This is a genomic window from uncultured Mucilaginibacter sp., from assembly GCF_903893715.1.
In the GTDB taxonomy this organism is placed as follows: domain Bacteria; phylum Bacteroidota; class Bacteroidia; order Sphingobacteriales; family Sphingobacteriaceae; genus Mucilaginibacter.
Map to the genome: position 1 here is coordinate 23,769 of NZ_CAITNG010000048.1, position 21,951 is coordinate 45,719.

A 21,951-nucleotide genomic window follows, 5' to 3' on the forward strand; every position below is an offset into this window, starting at 1 on the left:
ATTAAAAACTCCCTATTTTATTTATGAACGCTTAACTTTACGTTTTAATTTTTATGACACATGGAGATCAAAGGTAAAATACACGAAATTACGCCGACTACACAGGTTACTGAGTCGCTGAAAAAAAGAGAAATGATACTCGAATACATCGAGAACCCACAATATCCTGAATATCTGAAGTTTGAGGCTATACAAGACCGTTGCGCTTTATTGGACAATGTTAAAGTTGGCGACGATGTTGAAGTTTTCTTCAACCTGCGCGGCCGCCCCTGGACAGACAAAACAGGCAAAAAATCATATTTTAACTCGATGGCATTGTGGAAGATCAATGTACTGAGTGGGGGCAGCGCTGCCGCAGCACCTGAGTACGCCGCTCCGGCCAACCTGAGCGCAGCGCCTGGCGAGGATGACGATCTGCCGTTTTAAGCGGTAAGATGGTTCAAAAAAAATAGCGATGATTAGATAGCGATGGGTTTCAAACCCATCGCTATTTGTGTTTTAAGGGAATATTATTTTGTGTAGCTTGTGGCATATTTTTGAAACACAACAATGCCACATAGTTATTCTGCTTTATGGATACACCTTATTTGGTCGACAAAAAACCGAGAGCCAATACTGACCAAGCCTTTAAGGGCCGAAGTATTTAAAGTGATATTGGACATAGCCACAGACCACGAAATTTATATAGATTGCTTGAATGGCGTAGAAGACCATGTTCATTTATTGGTAAGGTTAAGGACAGATCAATCGGTAGCTGAGGTGGTAAAAACCATTAAAGGAAATTCGTGGGAGCATTTTAAACATGATCCTGAAAAATATATCAGTTGGCAGGATGGGTTCGCGGCATTTTCAGTTAGCCCGGATAATATTAAAAGGGTGAGGGGGTATATTTATAATCAGGAGGCACACCACGAAAGCAAAGCTTTTAGCGACGAATTGAAGCAATTAAAGGAATCGGTAAGGTCTTCTGCAAAATAATTATAGCGATGGGTTTGAAACCCATCGCTATAATTATTTGAGTTACTTCAACTTCTCCAATGCCGCTTTAATCCTTGGCAGCATGGCTTCAATATCTTCCAGTGTGCTGGCACCAACCGATGCGCGGAACCAGTTCAAACTTTCATCCGTACCAAATGCCGAGAACGGCACCAAAGCACAGCCAGCCTCTTTTATCAAAAAGAAATTTACATCGGCCGAGTTTTTGATCAGGTCGCCATCGGGCGTGGTTTTACCGGTGTAGTCGATCTTTACAGTGAGGTAAATAGCGCCCATCGGCTCTATAGCGTCTACCTTAAACCCTTCGGCTTTTAATTGTACAAAACCTTTGTACAGCGTTTGCAGGCTGGCCTGTATGCGTTCTTTTAAGCTGTCGAGATAGGTGGTAACGCTGGCGCCGTCCTTTAAAAAAGAAGCCATAGCCACCTGCTCGGCCTTTGGCGACCAGGCACCCATGTGGCCAACAATGGCTTTCATGTTATTGATGATATCGGCAGGGCCAAAGCCCCAACCTACGCGCACGCCGGTTGCGGCAAAGCATTTTGAGCCGCCATCCACAAATACCACCATGTCTTTCAGTTCCGGGCGCAGGGTTACCGGGTCGTAGTGTTTGTAGCTGCCAAAAGTGAGTTGCGAATAGATCTGGTCGTACAATATGTACAGCGGTTTTTCGCCAGCCTTGCGGGTCTTGTTTTCAGCGATGACCAGGTCGCATATTTCTTCCAGGTTCTGTTTCAAAAACATGGTGCCGGTAGGGTTTAGCGGTGAGCATAGCGCCAACAGCGTAGCGCCCTTTAAATGTGGGCGCAACTCATCGGCAGTGGGCATAAAATTATTTTCCGGTTGGGTATCCACCATTACGCCGCGGGCTTTCAGCAGGTCGCAATAGTGGTTGTTGTTCCACGACGGTGCGGGGAAAACCACTTTATCGCCGGGATCCACCAAGGCTAAGTAAATTGAATATATCAAAGGCCTCGAACCACCCGAAATGAGTATCTGGTTGGCTTTATAATCTAAACCGCAACGCTCCTTTAAAAATGCCGATACGCTTTCGCGCAGGCTCAACATGCCATCCGCAGGCGGATAGTTGGTTTGATTTTTATTATAGGCATCAATAATGCCGGCCTTCAGTTGCGCGGGGATGGGGTAAATGTCCGAATCAAAATCGCCAATGGTTAAATTAGCGATATTTTGTCCCTGTCGTTTCAGCTCATTGATCTCGCCGGCTATCTTGATAATTTCAGATCCGCGGAGGTTTTGGGCCAATAATGATGATGTCATGGTAGTGGTAATTTGGATTGCAAATATAGGGGTTTATTTGAGTATGAACCTCAAAAGAACGTAACAAACTCGGCTGGGTTTATCCTTTTGACTTCAAAGAATATGCCATCTAAGTGATCAAAATCGGTATCGGTAGTAATTAGCTTTAAACCTAAGAAAGCAGCCGAAGAGGCAATCCAGAGATCATTCTTTCCCATGTTCCTTGGTGAACTGAAATTATAATTTGTAAAAGCCGCATTTGAACGTTGGGAAAACGAATATATTTCAACATATACATTAATGAGCGATTGATTTATATCAATGATGCCAACTTCGTCTAAAAAACTTTCAAGTATATCCATCCGCCCTACGCCCCATTGATTTCTAATGCTAAAAGAGCGAATTTCAGCTTCGGTAACAATTGAGATATACAGTTTCTTTTGATCGGGATTTATAAAAGCATGGAGGTCGTTTATATTTTTCGACCTCACGAGCGCGATTAAAATATTGGTATCAAGAATAAGGTTCATTATTTGTCATTAGCCATCTGCACAAGCAAATCATTCCACTCCTCTTCTGTAAATGGCTCGGCAGGAGGAAGTTTTTCAAGGGCTTTAACTAAATTTTCGTAGGATTTTCCCATCTTAATAGCAAATGCCGTAGTACCCCCAGCGGCCAATATCTCTTCGGGCGAATATGATTTATGCTGCCTGAATGGGCTTGCCTTGCCCGAAATGTTCTTTGGTTTCATGTACTTCCCCTTTCTTCTATCAAATATAAGCATAAACGGTCTAAATATAAAATTGTGCTTTGCTTTGTTACGCATTTTACATCCACATGAAATACCTCCCCACTCTTTATTTCCCTATTTACTTACCTTTGTTTTTACACAAAACCAACCCTGCTTTTTAATATATTTGACGTATGTACTTTTTCAGGAAGAAAGACCCTAACCGGCCTACCAGCTTTAACCTTAAAGTAATGCATGCCATTAATGCCACGGCTATTATTATGTTTTTGGTTGGCATTATTTACGCTCTTGTTAAGCATTTTATACTACATAAATGAAGACCATTGTAAAAACCGATAAGGCCCCTGCACCCATTGGGCCGTACAACCAGGCCGTTTGGGCCGGCAACCTTTTATTTGTTTCGGGCCAGGTGGCTATCGATCCGCCGACAGGTGAATTGGTGATGGACGACATCGAGACCGAGACCCACCAGGTGATGAAAAACATCAAAGCCATTTTAACCGAGGCCGGTGTCGACTTTGGGCATGTAGTGAAAACCACTATCTTCCTGAGCGATATGGGCACTTTTGCCAAAGTGAACGCCGTGTATGGCTCTTACTTCACCGGCGATTTCCCGGCAAGGGAAACCGTGCAGGTATCGGTATTGCCCAAAAATGTGAATGTGGAGATATCGGTAACGGCGTATAAATGAGCCCCACCCAAACCCTCCCCGGTAGGGAGGGTTTTTAAAAATTAAGCGCTTAACTAAAAAAGTCTCCCCTACCGGGGGAGATTTAGAGGGGGCTATGAATCAGCAAATATTCCAAACTCCGATTGCCTATTTAAAAGGTGTGGGCGCGTCGCGTGCCGATGTGCTGCAAAAGGAGTTGGGGATAAGCAACTTTGCCGATCTGCTGCGGCATTTCCCCTTCCGGTATATCGACCGGACGCGTTTCTATAAAGTAAAGGAACTGAACCCCGACTTGCCCAACGTGCAGCTCATTGTGCGCTTGCGCAGTAAGGAAATACTTGGCGAAAAGCATACCAAGCGCCTGGTGGCCCAGGTGTATGATGATACCGGCGTGATGGAACTGGCCTGGTTTCAGGGGGTGCGTTGGGTGGAAAAGATATTGATCCCCGGTAAGGCTTATATTATTTTTGGAAAGCCCGGCTCGTTTAACGGCAAAACCCAAATGGCGCACCCCGAAATTGAACGCTATTCGCCCGAGGCACTGAAAGAAAGGGGGAATATGACCCTGCAGCCGGCTTATTCTTCGACGGAAAAACTCAAGGCCTTCCAATTGGATAGCAAGGGCATACAACACCTTGTAGCCAACCTGCTGGAGCAATGCGCTAAAGATATCCAGGAAAACCTACCCGAAACTTTGCTGAAACAGTTTAAACTGATGGGCCGCAAAGAGGCTTACTGGAATATCCACTTCCCTGCGGATGCGGCAACGTTGGCAGCGGCCACGAATCGTTTGAAATTTGAGGAGCTGTTTTTTATCCAGTTTAAACTGCTCAAAAACAAAGCCCTGCGCACGCTCAAGTTTAAAGGCAATGTTTTTGGCAGCGTAGGCGAATACTTTAACACCTTTTACAGGGATAAGCTACCGTTTGCCCTCACCAATGCCCAAAAACGCGTGCTGAAAGAAATTCGGCAGGATACCCAGCGCGGCGTACAAATGAACCGTCTGCTACAGGGCGATGTGGGCAGCGGCAAAACCGTGGTGGCACTGATGAGCATGCTGCTGGCGATAGACAACGGTTTCCAAACCTGTATTATGGCGCCCACGGAGATTTTGGCCACGCAGCATTATGCCTCGATAAAGAGTTTGATTGATGATGACTTTTTGGAAGTCGCCCTGCTTACCGGCTCTACCAGCGCGAAAGCACGCCGGGTGCTGCACCAGAAACTGGAAAGCGGCGAACTGAAAATACTCATCGGCACCCACGCGCTCATTGAAGATAAGGTGCAGTTTAAAAACCTGGGCTTTGTGGTGATAGACGAACAGCACCGCTTTGGGGTAGAGCAGCGCGCCCGCCTTTGGCGCAAAAACGCCGTACCACCGCATGTGTTGGTGATGACGGCGACGCCGATTCCCCGCACTTTGGCCATGACCTTGTATGGCGATCTCGATATTTCCATCATCGACGAGCTGCCCGCCGGGCGTAAACCGATTGAGACGCTGCACTATTATGAAACCCAGCGACTGCGCATGTTCGGTTTTATGAAAGAGGAAATTGCCAAAGGCCGGCAGATATACGTGGTGTACCCGCTGATAAAGGAAAGCGAAACGCTCGACCTGAAAAACCTGACGGATGGCATTGAGGTGATGGCCCGCGAGTTCCCGCTGCCGCAATACCGCATCTGCATTGTGCACGGCAAAATGAAAGCCGCCGAAAAGCAAATGGAAATGGAACGCTTTGTGAGCGGGCACGCGCATATTATGGTAGCGACAACAGTGATTGAGGTGGGGGTGAATGTGCCCAATGCTTCGGTGATGATCATTGAGAACGCGGAGCGCTTTGGCCTGTCGCAATTGCACCAGTTGCGCGGCCGGGTTGGGCGTGGGGCCGAACAATCGTATTGTATTTTGATGAGCAGCCATAAGTTGAGTCATGATGGGAAGATACGTTTGGATACGATGGTAAAAACGAACAACGGTTTCGAGATATCGGAGATTGACCTGCAACTGCGTGGCCCCGGCAATATTGAAGGCACCCAGCAAAGCGGCGTGCTCGACCTGAAACTGGCCAACCTGGCTACCGACCAACAATTGCTGATGATATGCCGTAAATGCGTGGAAGATATTTTTGCCGAAGACCCGCGGCTGGAATTGCCCCAACACGCTATATTGAACCAGGCCACGCAACTGCCCGATGGTGGTTTGAGCTGGGATAAGATTTCATGAACCTCATGCACTAATAAATTATTCTTGCGCTCCTTTGTAATGAGCCCTTAAAATGGCCTCCCCCCGCTGTCCGCAGACTCCGTCTACGGACGACTATGCCCGTAGTCTCCGACTACCTACCGGCACGCCCATAACGCCCCCATTCACCCATTCCCCAACAACCACGCCTTAAACCCATCAAAACCCTTCCCCAAAGGCACCGATAAACTGGCTTTGCCTTCCATTTCCAATACCGATGCCGGCACTACAATCTTGGTGCTTATTTCGGGGGCAAATACCTCCGGGAATTTGCAGGGATGGGCTGTAGACAAGAATATACCCGCCGCTTTACTTTCGGGATGGTGCAATTGCCAGGCTTTTAACGCACGCCAGGCTATGGCCGTATGCGGACAAACCACATAATTGTATTGCGCAAAAACTGCTTCTATCGATTCCAAAGTCTGGGCATCGTTATAAGTATAGCCGGTAATGAGTTTTTTCAGGTCGCCCAGTTTATCTTCAAACAGGTGCGATATGCGTACCCAATTGCTCGGCGCACCCACATCCATTGCGTTCGATAGTGTGGCTACCGATGGCTTAGCCTGGTAAATGCCCGTGTTCAGGTATTCGGGCACGGTATCGTTGGCATTGGTAGCGGCTAAAAACTGTTTCACAGGCAAGCCCATTTTCCAGGCCAAAATGCCCGCGCCTATATTACCAAAGTTACCGCTCGGCACCGAAAACACTACTTCGCTTTTACCCTGCCGCAATAGTTGGGCGTAAGCGTTAAAGTAGTAAAAGGTTTGCGGTATCAACCGCGCAATATTGATGGAGTTAGCCGATGTGAGGCGGAATTGCGCGTTCAACTCAGTATCCACAAAGGCCGCTTTCACCAATGCCTGGCAATCATCAAAAGTGCCGTCCACCTCAATAGCGCGGATATTTTGTCCGTTGGTGGTGAGCTGTTGCTCCTGTATGGGGCTCACCTTGCCTTTGGGATAAAGTATGGTTACGCGGGTATTCGGTACGCCTAAAAAGCCCAGGGCAACCGCTCCGCCCGTATCGCCCGAAGTGGCTACCAGTACATCCAGCATTTTCTCGCCGTCGCGGAGGAAATAGCTCATCACACGGCTCATAAAGCGCGCGCCAAAATCCTTGAATGCTAATGATGGCCCGTGGAACAATTCCAATACGTAAACATCCTCTTCCAACTTTACAACCGGCGCATCAAAGTTGATGGCATCATCTATAATGGCTTTCAGATCCTTTTCGGGAATAGACCCGGCAAGGATATTTTTAGCCACTTCAAAAGCGATCTCCGGAAGGGTATACTTATCTAAATTATTGATAAAGTCTTCGCTAAGCTTCGGGATGCTCACCGGCATATACAAGCCACCATCCTGCGGCAGACTGTTAAACACGGCATCCTTAAAAGGAACCTGTACTTTCGGGTTATTGGTACTGTAAAAATTCATTATCCTATTATTTTAGGCCCCTGCTCGTTTACGGCCGATACATAAGTATTGCTGTTGATATGCAGTTTGGTTAAGTGTTGCTGTATTTTATTGGTGATGTTATGCGCGGTCTGCTCATCCTTCGCGAAAGCAAAAACCGATGGCCCCGAACCCGATATACCAAAGCTGATGGCACCTTGCTCATGCGCCAACTCCCGCAGTTTGTAAAAATCAGGGATGAGGATAGAGCGGGTGGGTTCCACCAAAACATCCTGCATGCTGCGGCCTATCAGGTCGAGGTCGTTCATAAACAAACCGCTCACCAGGCCGGCTATATTGCCCCATTGTATCACGGCGTCCTTCAACAAAACGTTTTTCCGTATCATCTGCCTTGCATCCCTTGTCGGCACATCCACATCGGGGAATACAATCGCGCAATACAAACCCTTGGGTACAGGCAGTTTGATGATGTCGAGCGGCTCATAACTGCGTATCAAAACAAAGCCGCCTAAAACAGCCGGTGCAACGTTGTCAGCGTGCCCAAAACCGCAGGCCAGTTCCTCGCCCTTCATGGCGAAGGGCACCAGTTCCATCGGGGTCAATTGGTTATCCAACAAAGTATTAATGGCAAACAAACCGGCCACCGTACTTGCCGAACTCGAACCCAAACCACTGCCAATAGGCATTTTTTTATAGAGTTCTATCTCCACACCAATATCCGGGCGATTGATATGTTTGAGGTAATGCTGCACGCTGGCACTCACGGTGTTTTTATCAGCTACTAAGGGTAAGCGGCCACCATCGCCCTCAATTTTCAGGATGCGCACACCCGGTGTATCGCTCAGGCGCATCACTACCTCATCGCCGGGTGCATCCACCGCGAAACCCAGCACATCAAACCCGCAAACTACATTGGCCACCGTTGCCGGCGCAAATACTTTTATTGTTTTCATTATCTTATACTATCTGTCATTTCGACCAACGGGAGAAACCTTTACAAACTTTGCATTCCCACCATGCATTGGCGCTTTACTCGCTTTGTAAAGTTTTCTCACTCGTACCTCGTTTCGAAATGACATATTTATTGATCATTCTTTTCTAATTCCCCACATTCACAATATCCGCAAACACACCGGCCGCGGTCACTTCTGCACCCGCACCCGGCCCTTTTACTACCAGCGGCCGGTCTATATACCTTTCGGTAGTAAAAGAGATGATATTATCACTTCCCGAAAGGGTATAAAAAGGATGTTCCTCCCCAACCATTTGCAGCGTGATGGATACCTGCCCGTACTCCAGTTTACCGATATAGCGCAATACTTTACCTTCGGCAATGGCTTTCGCCTTCATATCTGCAAAAAACTTTTCTTCGTTCTTTAATTCGGCATAAAACTCGGCTACCGTTCCCGCATCCAGGCAGGCTTTTGGCAGCATACTTTCTATTTTTACATCGCCTGGCTCCAGGGCATAACCCGCATCGCGGGCCAGGATGAGCATTTTGCGCATAAAATCGGTACCGCGCAAATCATCGCGCGGATCAGGTTCGGTATAGCCTTTTTCCTGCGCTATCTTCACCACATCGTGAAAAGTGGCATCCCCTTTAAAGTTGTTAAAGATGTACGATATCGTCCCCGAAAGGATAGCCTCAATTTTGATCACCCGGTCGCCGCTCATCATCAAATCCCTCAATGTGCGCACTATGGGCAAACCCGCGCCCACATTGGTCTCATAATAAAAATCGACGCCATGCTTGCGGGCGGTATCCTTAAAAGTTTTGTATTGCGCATACGATGCCGAGTTGCCTATTTTGTTGCAGGTTACTACCGATATGTTCGCCTTAAATACCGTCTCATAAAAACTGATCGGCGTTGCACTGGCCGTATTGTCCACAAAAACGCAGTTGGGCAGGTTCATCTCTTTCATCCGTTCGATGTAAGCCGGGAGGTCGGCCACAATGGTCGATGCTTCCAATTTATCTTTCCAGCTATCCAAATCAATACCGTCATCATCAAACATCATTTTGCGGGTATTGCTGATGCCGACAATCTTTACCTGTATGCCGTTATGTTGTTTTAAAAATTCCGCATGGTTTTTTAATTGCCGAAACAAGGTGGTGCCGATATTCCCGGTACCCAAACAAAACACGTGCAGCGTTTTGTTCAGCTCTACAAAAAAGGCATCATGCACGGCATTCAACGCTTTCGCCAAATCGCCGCGCGAAATGATGACCGAAATATTGTACTCACTCGAGCCCTGCGCTATCGCCCTGACGTTGATACCGTTGCGGCCCAAGGCATAAAACAGTTTGCCCGATACGCCGGGGGTATGCTTCATGTTCTCGCCAACTATGGCTAACACAGAAAGCCCGTCTTCCACATCCGGCGACTCCAGTTTTTTGGCCTGTACCTCCAGTTCAAATTCCTGCCCGATCAACGCTTTTGCCTTCAAAGCATCAGCCGGGTTAACGGCGAAGGTAATGCTATGCTCTGATGAGGATTGGGTAATCAATATCACGTTGATTTGCTCGCGTGCCAACATGCTGAATAACCTGCCGCTAAAGCCTGCTTTCCCTACCATGCCGCTGCCTTCCACGTTCAAAATGCTTACTTCGTTGATAGACGAGATGCCTTTAATCGGCAAGTCCGACGGCCCGCAGTCGTGTTTGATATAAGTACCGCCAAATGCCGTATCAAAAGTATTCAGGATAACAATCGGGATCTTTTTCAGGAAGGCCGGAATCATGGTGGGCGGGTAAATCACCTTCGCACCAAAAAATGACAACTCCATCGCTTCCGTATACGATAGTTCAGGCAGCGAAAACGCCTTCTTCACCATGCGCGGGTCGGCGGTCATCATGCCGTTCACATCGGTCCAAATCTGTATTTCTTCGGCGTTCAGCGCCGAACCAAATATGGCCGCGGTATAGTCGCTGCCGCCACGACCTAAAGTGGTTATGCGGCCCGCATCGTTGCTGGCAATAAAGCCGGTAACAAACAGCAGCTTATCCCTGTTCTCGTTATGGTAATTACGGATGAGCATTTCGGTCAGCTCCATGTTCACCTTGGCATAACCAAAAGCGCTATCGGTTTTAACCAGATCGGCAGCATTCACAAACACGGCGTTTTTAAAATGCTGCGCCGCTATCTTGCTGATCATAAACGCCGAGCAGCGCTCGCCGTAATTCAATACCAGGTCGCGGGTTTGGGCGGTCAGTTCGCGCAAGCTCAAAATGCCTTGCAGCAGGTCTTCAAGCTCGTTAAAGTAAATTTTAAGGCGGGTAAACACCGGGTTTTGCGCCTGCACGTCCATCAGTTCTTTTACCACATCAAAATGCCGGCGTTCCAGTTCGGCCAGTTGTGGTGTAAAGCTTTCGCCGATAGCAGCGTGTTCGGCCATGTTAATGAGCAGATTGGTAATACCGTTCATGGCCGATACCACCGTTACCGGGTTATTGCCGTCCGCGCTTTGCTGCTTTAAAATGCCGAGCACTGTTTTGATACTACCTGCCGAGCCTACCGATGTGCCCCCGAATTTTAGAACTTTCATTTTTGTGTATTGAGTAGAGCGTATTGCGTATTGCGATGGATGGCTTTACGGTTTGGCTCAGTTATTAATAAAACAAAAAGCCTTTCTCTTGTGGAGGAAGGCTTCTTTATGGTTTCGTCATTTACTATCCCAATATTTACCCTTCCTCCTGCTCGCTGCCGGTGGTTGTGGTAATGGTTGTTGTAGTAATTGATGTGTTAAATAGCATGTTTGTTTGTAAGCCTATGGTTTACGGCTGTAAAGTAAGCAGTATTATTTTAAAATAGCAAAACAAAGTTTAATTTTTTATAGATAGTATATAGAATCAGTAGATTATCAACCAACAACCGCTCGGTAAAAAATTCCCCATACCGGGTATTTATTCGAAACCGGATCCGGTATAACGACAAAAAACATCAAAAAAAGACACCCCCTTTTTGACCAACTTATAAAGTAAGTGATATGATTGCATAAACGCCCGTTTATTTCACCAAATGATAATATTTTAAGCTTTTTACAATCATTTTGATAATTATTATTTAATATATGTTAATTTTTAATTAAGAGTAAAATTTCTTTTGGTTTTACACCAAAAAAGGCAACTCGCTGGTGCACAAATCCGTAAAAATAGGCTCATCTGGGCATTGATCAGGATAAGATTTCTGTCAAAAACCAGATGGGGAAATTTATGCACAACTGCTACAAAAACTCGTTTACGGCAAAAACAGCATTCCTGTCCTCAATTTGGATGGTTTGCTGCTTGTTTGCATCGGGTTTTGGCCTGTCCGGCGCATCTTTTCACCGTTCATTTATCGATACCACAGTTTGCGGCAGCAGTGTGGTATTAAGTGCAACTTCCGGTTTAACCAACTATGCCTGGAGCACCGGGGCAACTACGCAGAGCATCACGGCCACCACATCGGGCACTTACTGGTGGGAAACAGTGGATTATACCAACAACAAAGTTGTAAACGGAAACTTCTCGTCGGGCTTTACCGGCTTTAGCAGCAGTTACGTAGTGCCGGGTGGGCCCGTTAACAATACCCTGTTATATCCCGAGGGTACTTATTACGTTATCGGCAACCCCAATACCGTACACTCCGGCTTCTCCTCTTTTTTCGACCATACCATTGGCACTGCATCGGGCAAAATGATGGTCATCAACGGCGCCTCAACAGCCAATGTAAACGTATGGTCCGAAAATATCACCGTCGTCCCTAACAATACTTACGTCTTTTCCGTGTGGTTCGCTTCGGCAAACCCTGCAAGCCCAGGGCAACTAAATTTTTCAATTAACGGTGTTCAGTTAGGCACCACCATCCAGTTATCATCAACAACAGGGCTCTGGCAAAATTTCACCACCAGATGGAGCTCGGGCAGCAGTACATCGGCAGTTATCTCTTTGGTTAACCAAAATACCGCCGCCAGTGGTAACGATTTCGCTATCGACGACATTTCATTCTCGCCGGTGTACCGCCATACCATACAAGTTACACTTAACCCCATACCGGTATTGAGTGTGATAGCATCGCCGGCATCATGCGCCACGTACGACCTCACCACAGCCATCGTTGGTTATGACACCAGTACCTACACCTATACATTTAAAAACCCCTCGGGCACGGTTATCACTACCGCCGCAGCACAAAGCATCACGCTAAGCGGTACCTACACCATTACCGAAACCAATACCGCTACCGGCTGCGTATCAACAGCCAAAACAGTAAACTTAACCATCAATACAAAACCAGGCAAGCCTGTAATAATTCCTTAAAACGCATCAAAACAAAAAACACAACAATATGAAAAACATCAACATCATCCCCCGCATTATCATCACTTTGCTGTTCTTAGTGATTGCCAAAACCGGCTTCTCGCAAACAGCGGGGCCAAGCGACGGAACTTCGGCTCCGCCACCTACCGGCACTGCAGATAAGATTATCTGCTCCAGCCAAAACATTTCGTTAACAGGCCCGCAAGACGTTGGCGGGGTCGACTACCCTTCCTACCAATGGTACAAACTGGATGCATCGGGCACGGCGCATCTAACAACAACTACAACCCGTACTTATACAGAAACGCCAACCACGCCGGGCTATTACAACTATCAATTGGTTACAGTAAACGCTAATGGTTGTACTTCACCCATGTCCGATATCATCAAGATATACGTATTGCCGCCAATTACAGCAACCATTTCATCAAACATTGCAAACAATACCATTTGCGCCCAAAACGAAGGCTCTATCTTGCTAACTGCTACGCCATCAAACCCAACAACCTATACCTACACCTACCAGTGGACAAGGAATGGGGTAAACATAGCCGGTGCTACAAGCAACACCTACTCGCTGTCCGAAACTAATAGCGGTTCGGTAACCATAGGTGTAGTGATAAGCTACTCGTTAAATGGCGGATGTCCGGGTACGGCTACACAAAGCGTAACGGTTACACCTACACCAGGCAAGCCAACTATTGTAATTAACTAATAGTACTTCCACCAATGTAACAAACCGTGGCATGAAATTTTGCTGGAAAATTGTTTGCATAAGCATACTTTTTTTGATGGAGACTACCTTAGCCTTTTCGCAGGCGGGTAGTTTTCCATCTCAGCACAATCCTGTTGCCTATACTATTCTGCAGGGGGCAACCATTACCTTACGTGCAGGCAGTGCCAATGCAAGTGCCTATCAATGGTATAAGGATGGGGTTAAAATACCGGGCGCTATAAATAGTACTTATACAACAGGCGCCGCGGGCTTGTATTCGGTTGTTGCGTTTAATAGCGAGGGTTGCAAGTCCAGCCAGTCGGATGAGGTACAGGTCATCGTCGTTATCGGATCAATAATTACCAAAGCAGACACCCTGGTCGATTTGGGCGTAACCATTCATTCATCCAATAAAAACGCGCGCCTGGGCGAAAGTTTTGTTTACGGATTGACCATCACTAACCATAGTATACCTACCGGGCATAATGTCACTTTAAAATATCCCTTGCCTAATATATTGCAGTTTTTACCGCAATCAAATGTGCTGGCCGTAGGGAATTTTACGTACGATTCAGGTACCCATGTCTTTACCTGGTTTATTTCCGAGTTGAAGGGCGGCGCCTCTATAAGCTTAAACACAATGGTGAAAATAACCAAAGCCGGGGCTATTACCAGTACGGTGTATGTGAGCGGTAAAGAAAAGGACCCCATTATGGATAACAATCAGGCTTCCGATACCCAGGAAATATCGGGCTTAAAAGTTCCTAATGTTTTTACGCCTAACGGCGATGGCATTAACGACACTTTTATGATACCCGGCCTCGACCAGTATACCGAAAACGAAATCGTGATCATCAACCGCTGGGGCAATACAATTTATCAAAAGAAAAACTACACCAACGACTGGACCGGCGAAGGCCTGTTGGAAGGAACCTACTACTACGTGTTAAAAGCTAAAAACCCCTTAGGCGATTGGGAAACCTACAAAGGCTATGTAACCCTGTTGCGAAAGAAGACATAATACATTTTACAAAACGATGAAGATGAAAAGGATCATATTGTTTACCATACTGCTCGGCGGGTTTTTAACCGCCCGGGCACAACAGGACGCCCAGTTTAGCCAGTATATTTTTAACGGCATTTACATCAACCCAGCTTATGCGGGATACAAGCAGGACTTGCAGATAAACAGCTTTTACCGCTCGCAATGGACGGGCCTTGAGGGCGCGCCGCAAACCTTTTCGAGTGCTGCCGATGTTGCCATTTTAGACGGTACCGTAGGCTTAGGCGTTTTGGCAAGCCACGATGCTTTAGGGGCGCAAAGTACTACAGCGGCCTATGCCAATGGTTCATATCGTATCAAGTTCGGCAAACACGATGATGCATCCTGGCTGTCGTTCGGTTTAGGCTTTGGGGTTTTGCAAACCGGCATCGACGGATCCAAGCTTTATGCCACGCAAAGCGGCGACCCAAATGTCCCCACAACTTATCAGGGAACAGCTTTGCCCGATGCCCGGGTGGGCGTATTGTACACCGCCAATAACTTTTTCGCCGGCCTGTCTGTCGATAACCTGTTGGCGCAATACATGCACCCCTCCTCCAGCGATCAAAGCCTTATCGTTGTCATACCATCGCCGCACAAATACTTCACCGTTGGCGCTCTTTTCGATTTGAACGATCAAACCAAGATCAAGCCTTCTATTTTAATAAAACAAGCCTCCGGCACGCCCACCAGTATCGATATCAATACTTTTGTTTTGCTGAACGATAAACTATGGGTTGGCGGCACTTACCGCACGGGGTTCAGCATATTTAACAATAACCTGCAATCGGGCCTGCCGCCATCAAGTGCCTTGGTGGGCATGGCTTCGTTTTACGTCAGTCCCGATTTCCGCGTAGGCTACGCCTTCGATTATTCGCTCAACAAACTGGGTGGTTACGGCTATGGTTCGCACGAGCTCTCCCTCGATTTTATCATCAAATCATCAAAACGCGATTACTACATTTCGAGGCACTGCTATTTTTAAGAAAAGGTACCCAGGCCTCCGCCAAGTGGAGATAATAAACGCTGCTCAATATTACTTTAATGTCTGTGCCGACTTACTAAGCCCTGTTGCCAAATCAAGGCAATCGGCCGACTTTCCCGATAAATCTCCCGCAGCCGTTTTTATAGTCTTTACCAACTTTAGGGCAGGGCTATTTAATGCTATTGCGTCATCAATATCTTTTGCCGCCTTATTGATAAGCGCAACAAGGTCATCGGGTATAAGCGGGTTAAGCGACTTTCTTTTGATGATGGTTTGATTTAGCGCGTGTATCAATTCGCCACTTGTTCTCAGTTGATGGTTTAACTTTTCCATTTTCTCAAACAGGTCGTCTGCTTTTAGATATGCCTCGGCTATTTCCCGAAAAACAATTTCGGAGTTTTGATATAAATCATTAGCACTGAACGCAATTTGACTCCTTTCATTCGAATTAAGCCCGGATAAACTCGACACATTATAATTTTCAAGCAGGCTCGATATCATTTTCATCTCATCCAAGGGTCTCGCGGATGATATTGGCGAGGCCAACATAGCAATTTCCATTCCTGCCTCACTGCATAATTCAGCGGCATTAGCAGCTTTGTTCATCATATCAGCAGCTTCATTACATAGTTTTGCAAGTTGACTACCTACATCCGATGCAGCTACTATAGCTTTTACCGCACCCATATCACTTGCTGCGAGCACAGCGGTATTTGAGGTTATTTGGATGTTAGATGCAACTGTCATCGCATCCGTAACAAACTGGCGAACAGCCTGGTTTTGCTCGTTCGCTGCCGTCAACAACTCATGGGTCAATTTTTGTAATTCCATAAATCTAATATACAATAAAATTGTGCGGAGTATTTCCTATCTTAAACCTGAAAAAAACAGTCCCTAACAATGTCTCAAACCGACACCCTTAAACGCACCTTAACCCCCATCCACCTGTGGGCCATTGCCGTAGGCCTGGTCATATCCGGCGAGTATTTCGGTTGGAATTTAGGTTGGGGCGTAGCAGGTACCATCGGTTTGTTGATCGCGACGCTCGTAGTCACAGTGATGTACATCGCCTTCATTTTCAGCTATACCGAACTCACCACAAGTATACCGCACGCGGGCGGGGCTTTTGCCTACGCTTACCGCGCCATGGGCCCTTTCGGCGGACTGATCGCAGGCTACGCCACCCTTATCGATTTCCTGCTGGCCACGCCCGCCATTGCCTATGCCCTCGGCAGTTACATGCACTTTTTGTACCCGGTTATTTCGGTGTTCCAATCGGCGGTAGCTTTTAATATCGTGTTTATCATCATCAATATACTGGGCATTAAAGAGTCGGCCGTGTTTTCAGTTTTTATCACCATTCTGGCTGTAGCCGAACTGCTGTTATTCATGGGCATCATAGGCCCGCACTTTAAAATGGCCAACTATGTTACCAATCCTTTGCCGTTTGGCTGGGCGGGAATCTTCGCCGCTTTGCCGTTCGCTGTTTGGCTTTATCTCGGCATCGAAGGCGTAGCTATGGTGGCCGAAGAAGTAAAAGACCCCTCCAAAAACATCCCGAAAGGGTATATATCGGGCATCGTTACGCTTACCATTTTAGCCATCGGCGTAATGGTATTGACAGGCGGCATTACCGACTGGCATAAACTCAGCAGCACCGCAAGCCCCCTGCCCGATGCCATTGCCCTTGTATTAGGCAAAACCAATACGCTCACCAAAGCCTTTGCGGGGATAGGTTTGTTCGGGCTCGTGGCATCCTTTCATGGTATGGTTTTGGCCTCATCACGCCAGGTATTCGCCATGGCGAGGGGTGGGTATTTACCCCGCGGTTTGTCTGCCATTAACCACCGCTTTAAAACGCCACATTGGGCCTTAATTGCCGGTGGGTTGGTCAGCTTTATTACCCTATACATCGCCAATAAATTTGCCGCCAATCCCGATAACGTCATTAACCCGGTCATTGTGCTATCTGCTTTAGGTGCTATCGTGATGTACTTAGCAAGCATGATCAGCCTGTTTGTATTGCGCAAAAAAGAACCTGCTTTGCCCCGCCCGTTTAACTTGCCCTTCTATCCGGCTTTTCCACTCATCGCGTTGGTGCTTTCGGCAGTATGCCTGTTTGCCATTATGTACTTTCACCTCGTGGTGAGTTCTATCTTTTTTGGTGGGATGGCTGCCGCTGTGCTGATATTTGTATCGATGGGCCGCCACAAAATACAGATACAGGACGATGTATTGCTCCAACCCGCCGCCGTAATGATAAACAACGACTAAGATGGCCTATCAGCATACCATACGCCATAAAGTTTACCGGTTTACCGACCTGAAGGACGTGCTGGCCAAAGCATCGCCCTTCCGCACCGGTGATGCCCTTGCGGGGATTGCCGCCGAAACTTACGAAGAACGTGTAGCCGCGCAGCTGACGCTGGCCGATGTACCCCTTAAAAACTTCCTCAACGAAACGCTGGTACCTTATGAGGATGACGAAGTTACCCGCCTCATCATCGATGGCCACGACCATGAAGTTTTCGACCATATAAGCCACCTGACCGTTGGCCAACTGCGCGACTGGCTGCTGGGCGACGAAGCCGATGGCCCCGTGCTCCAAAGCCTGAAATGGGGCATCACCCCCGAAATGGCCGCCGCCGTATCCAAACTAATGCGCAACCAGGACCTGATTGCCGTAGCTAAAAAGTGCGAAGTAATTACCCGTTTCCGCAACACCATTGGCCTGCGCGGGCATTTCTCTACCCGCCTGCAACCCAATCACCCGACAGATGACCCGAAGGGCATTGCCGCCAGCATGATAGACGGCCTGCTGTATGGCAGCGGCGACGCCGTCATCGGTATTAACCCCGCCACCGACAGCCCTGCCGCCGTAACCAACCTGCTCAATCTGATAGATACCCTGCGCCGGCAGTTCGATATCCCAACCCAATCATGCGTGCTGAGCCATGTTACCACCACCATCGGGTTGATCAATGCCGGTGCGCCTGTCGACCTGTGCTTTCAATCCATCGCGGGCACGCAAAAAGCCAATAGCAGCTTTGGCATCAACCTCGCTTTATTGTCCGAAGCGCACGAAGCTACGCTATCCCTAAACCGGGGCACCATCGGCAACAACGTCATGTACTTCGAAACCGGGCAGGGCAGCGCCCTATCCGCAAACGCGCATCATGGCATCGACCAGCAAACCTGCGAAGCCCGCGCCTACGCCGTAGCCCGTAAATTCAATCCCCTATTGGTAAACACAGTGGTAGGCTTTATCGGACCGGAATATTTATACGATGGTAAACAAATTATCCGCGCCGCGCTCGAAGACCACTTTTGCGGCAAATTGCTGGGCCTGCCCATGGGTGTGGATGTATGCTATACCAACCACGCCGAAGCCGACCAGGACGATATGGACAACCTGCTTACCCTGTTGGGCGTTGCCGGCTGCAATTTTGTGATGGGCATACCCGGTTCTGATGATATCATGCTTAACTACCAGTCCACCTCCTTTCACGATGCCTTGTACATCCGTAAGGTACTTGGCCTGCGCCCTGCGCCCGAGTTTGAACAATGGTTGCTCAAACAAGGCATCACCGACGCGCAAGGCAAACTGGCCCATACCCAAACCATGAACCGTATGATAGAACACCTTTTTTAAATGGAAAATGTAAAACGTAATCCCGATAACTATCGGGAGGAAGATGTAAGTAACATAAATGGCCTTGAGCGTAAGGCTCCCCTCTCGAGAGAGCCTGTCCCGAACTTGTTTCGGGAGGCAGGGGTGTGCCATGAAAAAAATGACTTATGAAAAAGATACAACGCACCACCACCGATGGATGGGAATCGCTAAAAGCGTTTACCGCGGCGCGTATTGCCATGGGCCGCGTGGGCAGCAGCATCCCGCTCAAACAATCGCTCGAGTTTCAACTGGCGCATGCCCACGCCCGCGATGCGGTATATTCCGCTTTAGATGTGGATGCCCTTATGGAACGTATCAAAACTTTCGGCTTGCCAAGGCTGGCACTACATAGCCAAGCCCAAAACCGCCCGCAATACCTGCAGCGCCCCGATTACGGACGCCTGTTGAATGATACATCCGCACAACTTATCAGCGAAAGCGCCTACCCCTGCGATGTATGCATCATTATTGCCGATGGCTTATCAGCAACAGCAGTAAACCAAAACGCGCTGCCCCTATTGGAAGCTTTATTGCCCATGCTTAACTATAAAATAGCCCCCATTTGCCTGGCCGAACAAGCCCGCGTAGCCCTGGGCGACCCGATAGCGCATGGCCTGCAAGCTAAACTGTCCATCATGCTCATCGGCGAACGTCCCGGCCTCAGTTCGGCGGATAGCATGGGCGCCTACCTCACCTTTAACCCCCGGCCCGGCCTAACCGACGAGATGCGCAACTGCATATCCAACATCCGTCCCGAGGGACTGCCTTGTGCTGCTGCCGCTCAAAAGATATTCTATTTGGTTCAAAAGGCTTTTCAACTCCAACTATCGGGCGTCAACCTGAAAGACAACGCCGGTTTGTTATCTTAAAAACACCCCCCGCTCCTTCGGGCGGGCGTTTTTGCTTATTAACTGACCTTTCATTTTACGATATGAAAAAACGATAAAGAACAAAGGGAGTATCGTTGGCCCTTAATCGGGATTAGCTTAATGCATCATGAAAAATAATACCCAACGTATGGCGCTGCCCGCTGTGCAACGGGCTTACACCATGTTTCATATTCACCCGGTAATAACCTTTGCTGCCTTTTACCGGACGAAAGTTTGTGGTGAAAATCAACATATCGCCCTGTTTTGGCTGTAACACAATCGCTTTCGATTGTGCCCTCGGTATCTGTTCGGTTAAAACAAATTCGCCGCCGGTATAGTCCCTGCCGGGTTCGTTTAAAAACAGCACCACCTGCATCGGGAAGTAGATATCGCCGTACAAATCCTGGTGCAGGGTATTAAACCCGCCCTCGCCATACTTCAGTATCAATGCCGTAGGCTTGGTTTGACCCGCCTCGTGGCATTTCGCTTTCAACTCCGCATGCGTATCCGGGAAAACAGTATCCATCTTCAACTCTTCCATCCACTTATTGGCCGCTTTTGCCAGGTGCGGATAAACCGTTTCCCTAACGTCGGTAACAAGCTGCGGCAGCGGGTATTGATAGTATTTATACTCACCTTTACCAAAACGGTAACGCTCCATCAAAACTGTTTTGCGGTAAATATCGCTTGCGTCATAATTGGCTGTCAGGTCATCGCACTCCTGTTTTGTCAGCACATCGCTCACAACAACGTAGCCCTCTTGGTCAAGGTTGCCTGTAATTTCGCCCCAGTTCTTAACATGCAGGCGTTCAGTTATTTTATTCATAATTTGTTTGTCCGATTGTTTTTCCAAAGCCGGTATTTTTCGGGCAGGCAATGTCCGCAGGGGCGGTAACCCGCTTCAATAGCTTCGTTGTCGCAGCTAAAGAAAACACGGTTTTCCGCCTTCATCCGTTTGCCCGATGAACAGTTGAGCGTGCCGTAAATTTTAGCTTTGCTATAGCCGCCAAGCGTTATCTGTCCACTTTTGATAAGCCGATACAGTTCGCGCTTTCGGGCAAAATTGGTTTCACCCAACTGCGTATGCCGCCACATTAAACCATCGCGAATGTTTTGGATGCTTCCCAGCCGATGATGGCATTTTTGCGGTCGCTGCCCCAATGGTACTGTCCTATCTCGCCGGTCGACCGGATGACCCGATGACAAGGTATAAGAAACGCCACGGGGTTATCGCCCACCGCCGAGCCAACCGCCCGGTTAGCTTTCGGATAATCCAAACGGTCCGCTATGTCCGCGTAGCTGGTTAAACCACCCATTGGTATCTTAAGCAAGGCTTCCCACACTTTTATTTGGAAAGCCGTGCCCTTTAAATGAAGTTTTATCTCGCTCAGCTTGCCCCAGTCCTGCGTAAAAATGAAAATTGCATTTTGCTGTATCATATCCAACAAGCAGTGATACCTGGCATTCGGGAAACGTTGTTGCAGCAAGGCAAAAGCTTCGTCATGCTCCTCATCGGCAAAAGCCATATAACAAATTCCTTTGTTAGTCGACGCCACCAGCACACTCCCGAAAGGGCTTTCGGCAAAGCTGTAGTTGATGTGCAATTGTTCGCCCCCGTTCTTGTATTCACCGGGCGTCATTCCCTCTATTTTTACAAATAGGTCGTGCAGGCGACCGGTGCCTGATAAGCCGGTTTCAAAGGCCGTATCAAAAAGCGAGGCTTGCTTGTCTTTCAGCATGCTTTTGGCATGTTCAATGCTCAGGTACTGCAAAAACTGTTTAGGTGTAACCCCCGCCCAATCTTTAAACATGCGCTGAAAGTGAAACGGACTCAGGTGTACATGGGCCGCTGCCTCTTCCAATGCAGGCTGACGTTTATAGTTCGACCGTAAAAAGCCGATGGCTTCGGCTATCCTTTTATAATCCAGTTCGGTTTGTTTTTCCATCGTTTTTTATTTTAACGATACAAATGTACCCGGCCGCACACTGCTATAAAACCCGGTTCTTGCCAAGTTAAATATTTAACCTATAAAG

At 47.8% G+C, this 21,951-nt stretch carries 22 protein-coding genes; 12 read left to right on the forward strand and 10 right to left on the reverse strand.

What is annotated here, in order from left to right:
* Positions 1-60 precede the first annotated feature (60 nt).
* Both QZX97_RS06790 and tnpA read left to right on the forward strand, forming a co-directional pair.
* Entirely contained in the window at positions 61-426 is a 366-nt protein-coding gene (locus QZX97_RS06790) for a DUF3127 domain-containing protein (protein ID WP_295652494.1), read from the forward strand.
* 123 nt (positions 427-549) lie between these two features.
* A complete protein-coding gene (tnpA, locus tag QZX97_RS06795; RefSeq protein WP_295652495.1) occupies positions 550-978 on the forward strand; it encodes an IS200/IS605 family transposase in 429 nt (142 codons plus the stop codon).
* Positions 979-1,020: 42 nt separating this feature from the next.
* Here the strand turns inward: tnpA and QZX97_RS06800 are convergent, their stop codons facing one another.
* From QZX97_RS06800 to QZX97_RS06810, 3 genes are read right to left on the reverse strand one after another with little or no spacing between them, the layout of a single operon-like run.
* A complete protein-coding gene (locus QZX97_RS06800; RefSeq protein WP_295652497.1) occupies positions 1,021-2,277 on the reverse strand; it encodes an aminotransferase class I/II-fold pyridoxal phosphate-dependent enzyme in 1,257 nt (418 codons plus the stop codon).
* Between the two features lie 50 nt (positions 2,278-2,327).
* A complete protein-coding gene (locus QZX97_RS06805) occupies positions 2,328-2,786 on the reverse strand; it encodes a type II toxin-antitoxin system VapC family toxin (protein ID WP_295652499.1) in 459 nt (152 codons plus the stop codon).
* Positions 2,786-3,007 (reverse strand): hypothetical protein, encoded by a 222-nt coding sequence (locus tag QZX97_RS06810; protein WP_295652501.1) that lies wholly within the window; start codon positions 3,005-3,007, stop codon positions 2,786-2,788. The genes QZX97_RS06805 and QZX97_RS06810 overlap by 1 nt, the downstream gene beginning before the upstream one ends.
* A 173-nt stretch (positions 3,008-3,180) precedes the next feature.
* Between QZX97_RS06810 and QZX97_RS06815 the strand changes: the two genes are divergently transcribed.
* The 3 genes from QZX97_RS06815 to recG all read left to right on the forward strand — a co-directional run bounded on the left by QZX97_RS06815 (position 3,181) and on the right by recG (position 5,901).
* Entirely contained in the window at positions 3,181-3,324 is a 144-nt protein-coding gene (locus QZX97_RS06815) for a DUF6728 family protein (protein ID WP_295652503.1), read from the forward strand.
* The gene (locus tag QZX97_RS06820; protein WP_295652504.1) at positions 3,321-3,698 is read left to right on the forward strand and encodes a RidA family protein; all 378 of its coding nucleotides are present in this window, start codon (positions 3,321-3,323) and stop codon (positions 3,696-3,698) included. The genes QZX97_RS06815 and QZX97_RS06820 overlap by 4 nt, the downstream gene beginning before the upstream one ends.
* A gap of 94 nt (positions 3,699-3,792) precedes the next feature.
* Positions 3,793-5,901 carry an ATP-dependent DNA helicase RecG gene (gene recG / locus QZX97_RS06825; RefSeq protein ID WP_295652506.1) on the forward strand — a complete coding sequence of 703 codons (2,109 nt, stop codon included), beginning with the start codon at positions 3,793-3,795 and terminating at the stop codon, positions 5,899-5,901.
* 143 nt (positions 5,902-6,044) lie between these two features.
* Here the strand turns inward: recG and thrC are convergent, their stop codons facing one another.
* From thrC to thrA, 3 genes are all read right to left on the reverse strand, one after another.
* Positions 6,045-7,355 carry a threonine synthase gene (gene thrC, locus QZX97_RS06830; protein ID WP_295652507.1) on the reverse strand — a complete coding sequence of 437 codons (1,311 nt, stop codon included), beginning with the start codon at positions 7,353-7,355 and terminating at the stop codon, positions 6,045-6,047.
* Complete coding sequence (locus QZX97_RS06835; protein ID WP_295652509.1) at positions 7,355-8,287, reverse strand: homoserine kinase; 933 nt, start codon at positions 8,285-8,287, stop codon at positions 7,355-7,357. The genes thrC and QZX97_RS06835 overlap by 1 nt, the downstream gene beginning before the upstream one ends.
* A gap of 145 nt (positions 8,288-8,432) precedes the next feature.
* Positions 8,433-10,880 carry a bifunctional aspartate kinase/homoserine dehydrogenase I gene (gene thrA / locus QZX97_RS06840; RefSeq protein ID WP_295652510.1) on the reverse strand — a complete coding sequence of 816 codons (2,448 nt, stop codon included), beginning with the start codon at positions 10,878-10,880 and terminating at the stop codon, positions 8,433-8,435.
* A gap of 667 nt (positions 10,881-11,547) precedes the next feature.
* On the opposite strand from thrA, the gene QZX97_RS06845 reads away from it, so the two are divergent.
* From QZX97_RS06845 to QZX97_RS06860, 4 genes are all read left to right on the forward strand, one after another.
* Complete coding sequence (locus QZX97_RS06845; protein ID WP_295652513.1) at positions 11,548-12,633, forward strand: hypothetical protein; 1,086 nt, start codon at positions 11,548-11,550, stop codon at positions 12,631-12,633.
* 28 nt (positions 12,634-12,661) lie between these two features.
* Complete coding sequence (locus tag QZX97_RS06850; RefSeq protein WP_295652514.1) at positions 12,662-13,348, forward strand: hypothetical protein; 687 nt, start codon at positions 12,662-12,664, stop codon at positions 13,346-13,348.
* A 76-nt stretch (positions 13,349-13,424) separates the two neighbouring features.
* Entirely contained in the window at positions 13,425-14,369 is a 945-nt protein-coding gene (locus tag QZX97_RS06855) for a gliding motility-associated C-terminal domain-containing protein (RefSeq protein WP_295652517.1), read from the forward strand.
* Positions 14,370-14,391: 22 nt separating this feature from the next.
* Positions 14,392-15,375 (forward strand): type IX secretion system membrane protein PorP/SprF, encoded by a 984-nt coding sequence (locus QZX97_RS06860; RefSeq protein ID WP_295652519.1) that lies wholly within the window; start codon positions 14,392-14,394, stop codon positions 15,373-15,375.
* Positions 15,376-15,426: 51 nt separating this feature from the next.
* Here the strand turns inward: QZX97_RS06860 and QZX97_RS06865 are convergent, their stop codons facing one another.
* Entirely contained in the window at positions 15,427-16,206 is a 780-nt protein-coding gene (locus QZX97_RS06865) for a hypothetical protein (RefSeq protein ID WP_295652521.1), read from the reverse strand.
* A gap of 69 nt (positions 16,207-16,275) precedes the next feature.
* On the opposite strand from QZX97_RS06865, the gene eat reads away from it, so the two are divergent.
* The 3 genes from eat to eutC all read left to right on the forward strand — a co-directional run bounded on the left by eat (position 16,276) and on the right by eutC (position 19,917).
* On the forward strand, positions 16,276-17,649 hold the full coding sequence (eat, locus tag QZX97_RS06870; RefSeq protein WP_295652523.1) for an ethanolamine permease: 1,374 nt from the start codon (positions 16,276-16,278) through the stop codon (positions 17,647-17,649).
* 1 nt (position 17,650) lies between these two features.
* Complete coding sequence (locus QZX97_RS06875) at positions 17,651-19,027, forward strand: ethanolamine ammonia-lyase subunit EutB (RefSeq protein WP_295652524.1); 1,377 nt, start codon at positions 17,651-17,653, stop codon at positions 19,025-19,027.
* A 146-nt stretch (positions 19,028-19,173) separates the two neighbouring features.
* The gene (gene eutC / locus QZX97_RS06880) at positions 19,174-19,917 is read left to right on the forward strand and encodes an ethanolamine ammonia-lyase subunit EutC (protein ID WP_295664493.1); all 744 of its coding nucleotides are present in this window, start codon (positions 19,174-19,176) and stop codon (positions 19,915-19,917) included.
* Between the two features lie 112 nt (positions 19,918-20,029).
* Here the strand turns inward: eutC and QZX97_RS06885 are convergent, their stop codons facing one another.
* Genes QZX97_RS06885 through QZX97_RS06895 form a run of 3 tightly spaced genes read right to left on the reverse strand, consistent with a single transcriptional unit; the run spans position 20,030 to position 21,863 of the window.
* A complete protein-coding gene (locus tag QZX97_RS06885) occupies positions 20,030-20,743 on the reverse strand; it encodes a 2OG-Fe(II) oxygenase (protein ID WP_295652528.1) in 714 nt (237 codons plus the stop codon).
* On the reverse strand, positions 20,740-21,012 hold the full coding sequence (locus QZX97_RS06890) for an Ada metal-binding domain-containing protein (RefSeq protein ID WP_295652529.1): 273 nt from the start codon (positions 21,010-21,012) through the stop codon (positions 20,740-20,742). Before QZX97_RS06890 ends, QZX97_RS06885 begins: the two co-directional genes overlap by 4 nt.
* A complete protein-coding gene (locus QZX97_RS06895) occupies positions 21,012-21,863 on the reverse strand; it encodes a methylated-DNA--[protein]-cysteine S-methyltransferase (RefSeq protein ID WP_295652530.1) in 852 nt (283 codons plus the stop codon). Before QZX97_RS06895 ends, QZX97_RS06890 begins: the two co-directional genes overlap by 1 nt.
* Positions 21,864-21,951 lie beyond the last annotated feature (88 nt).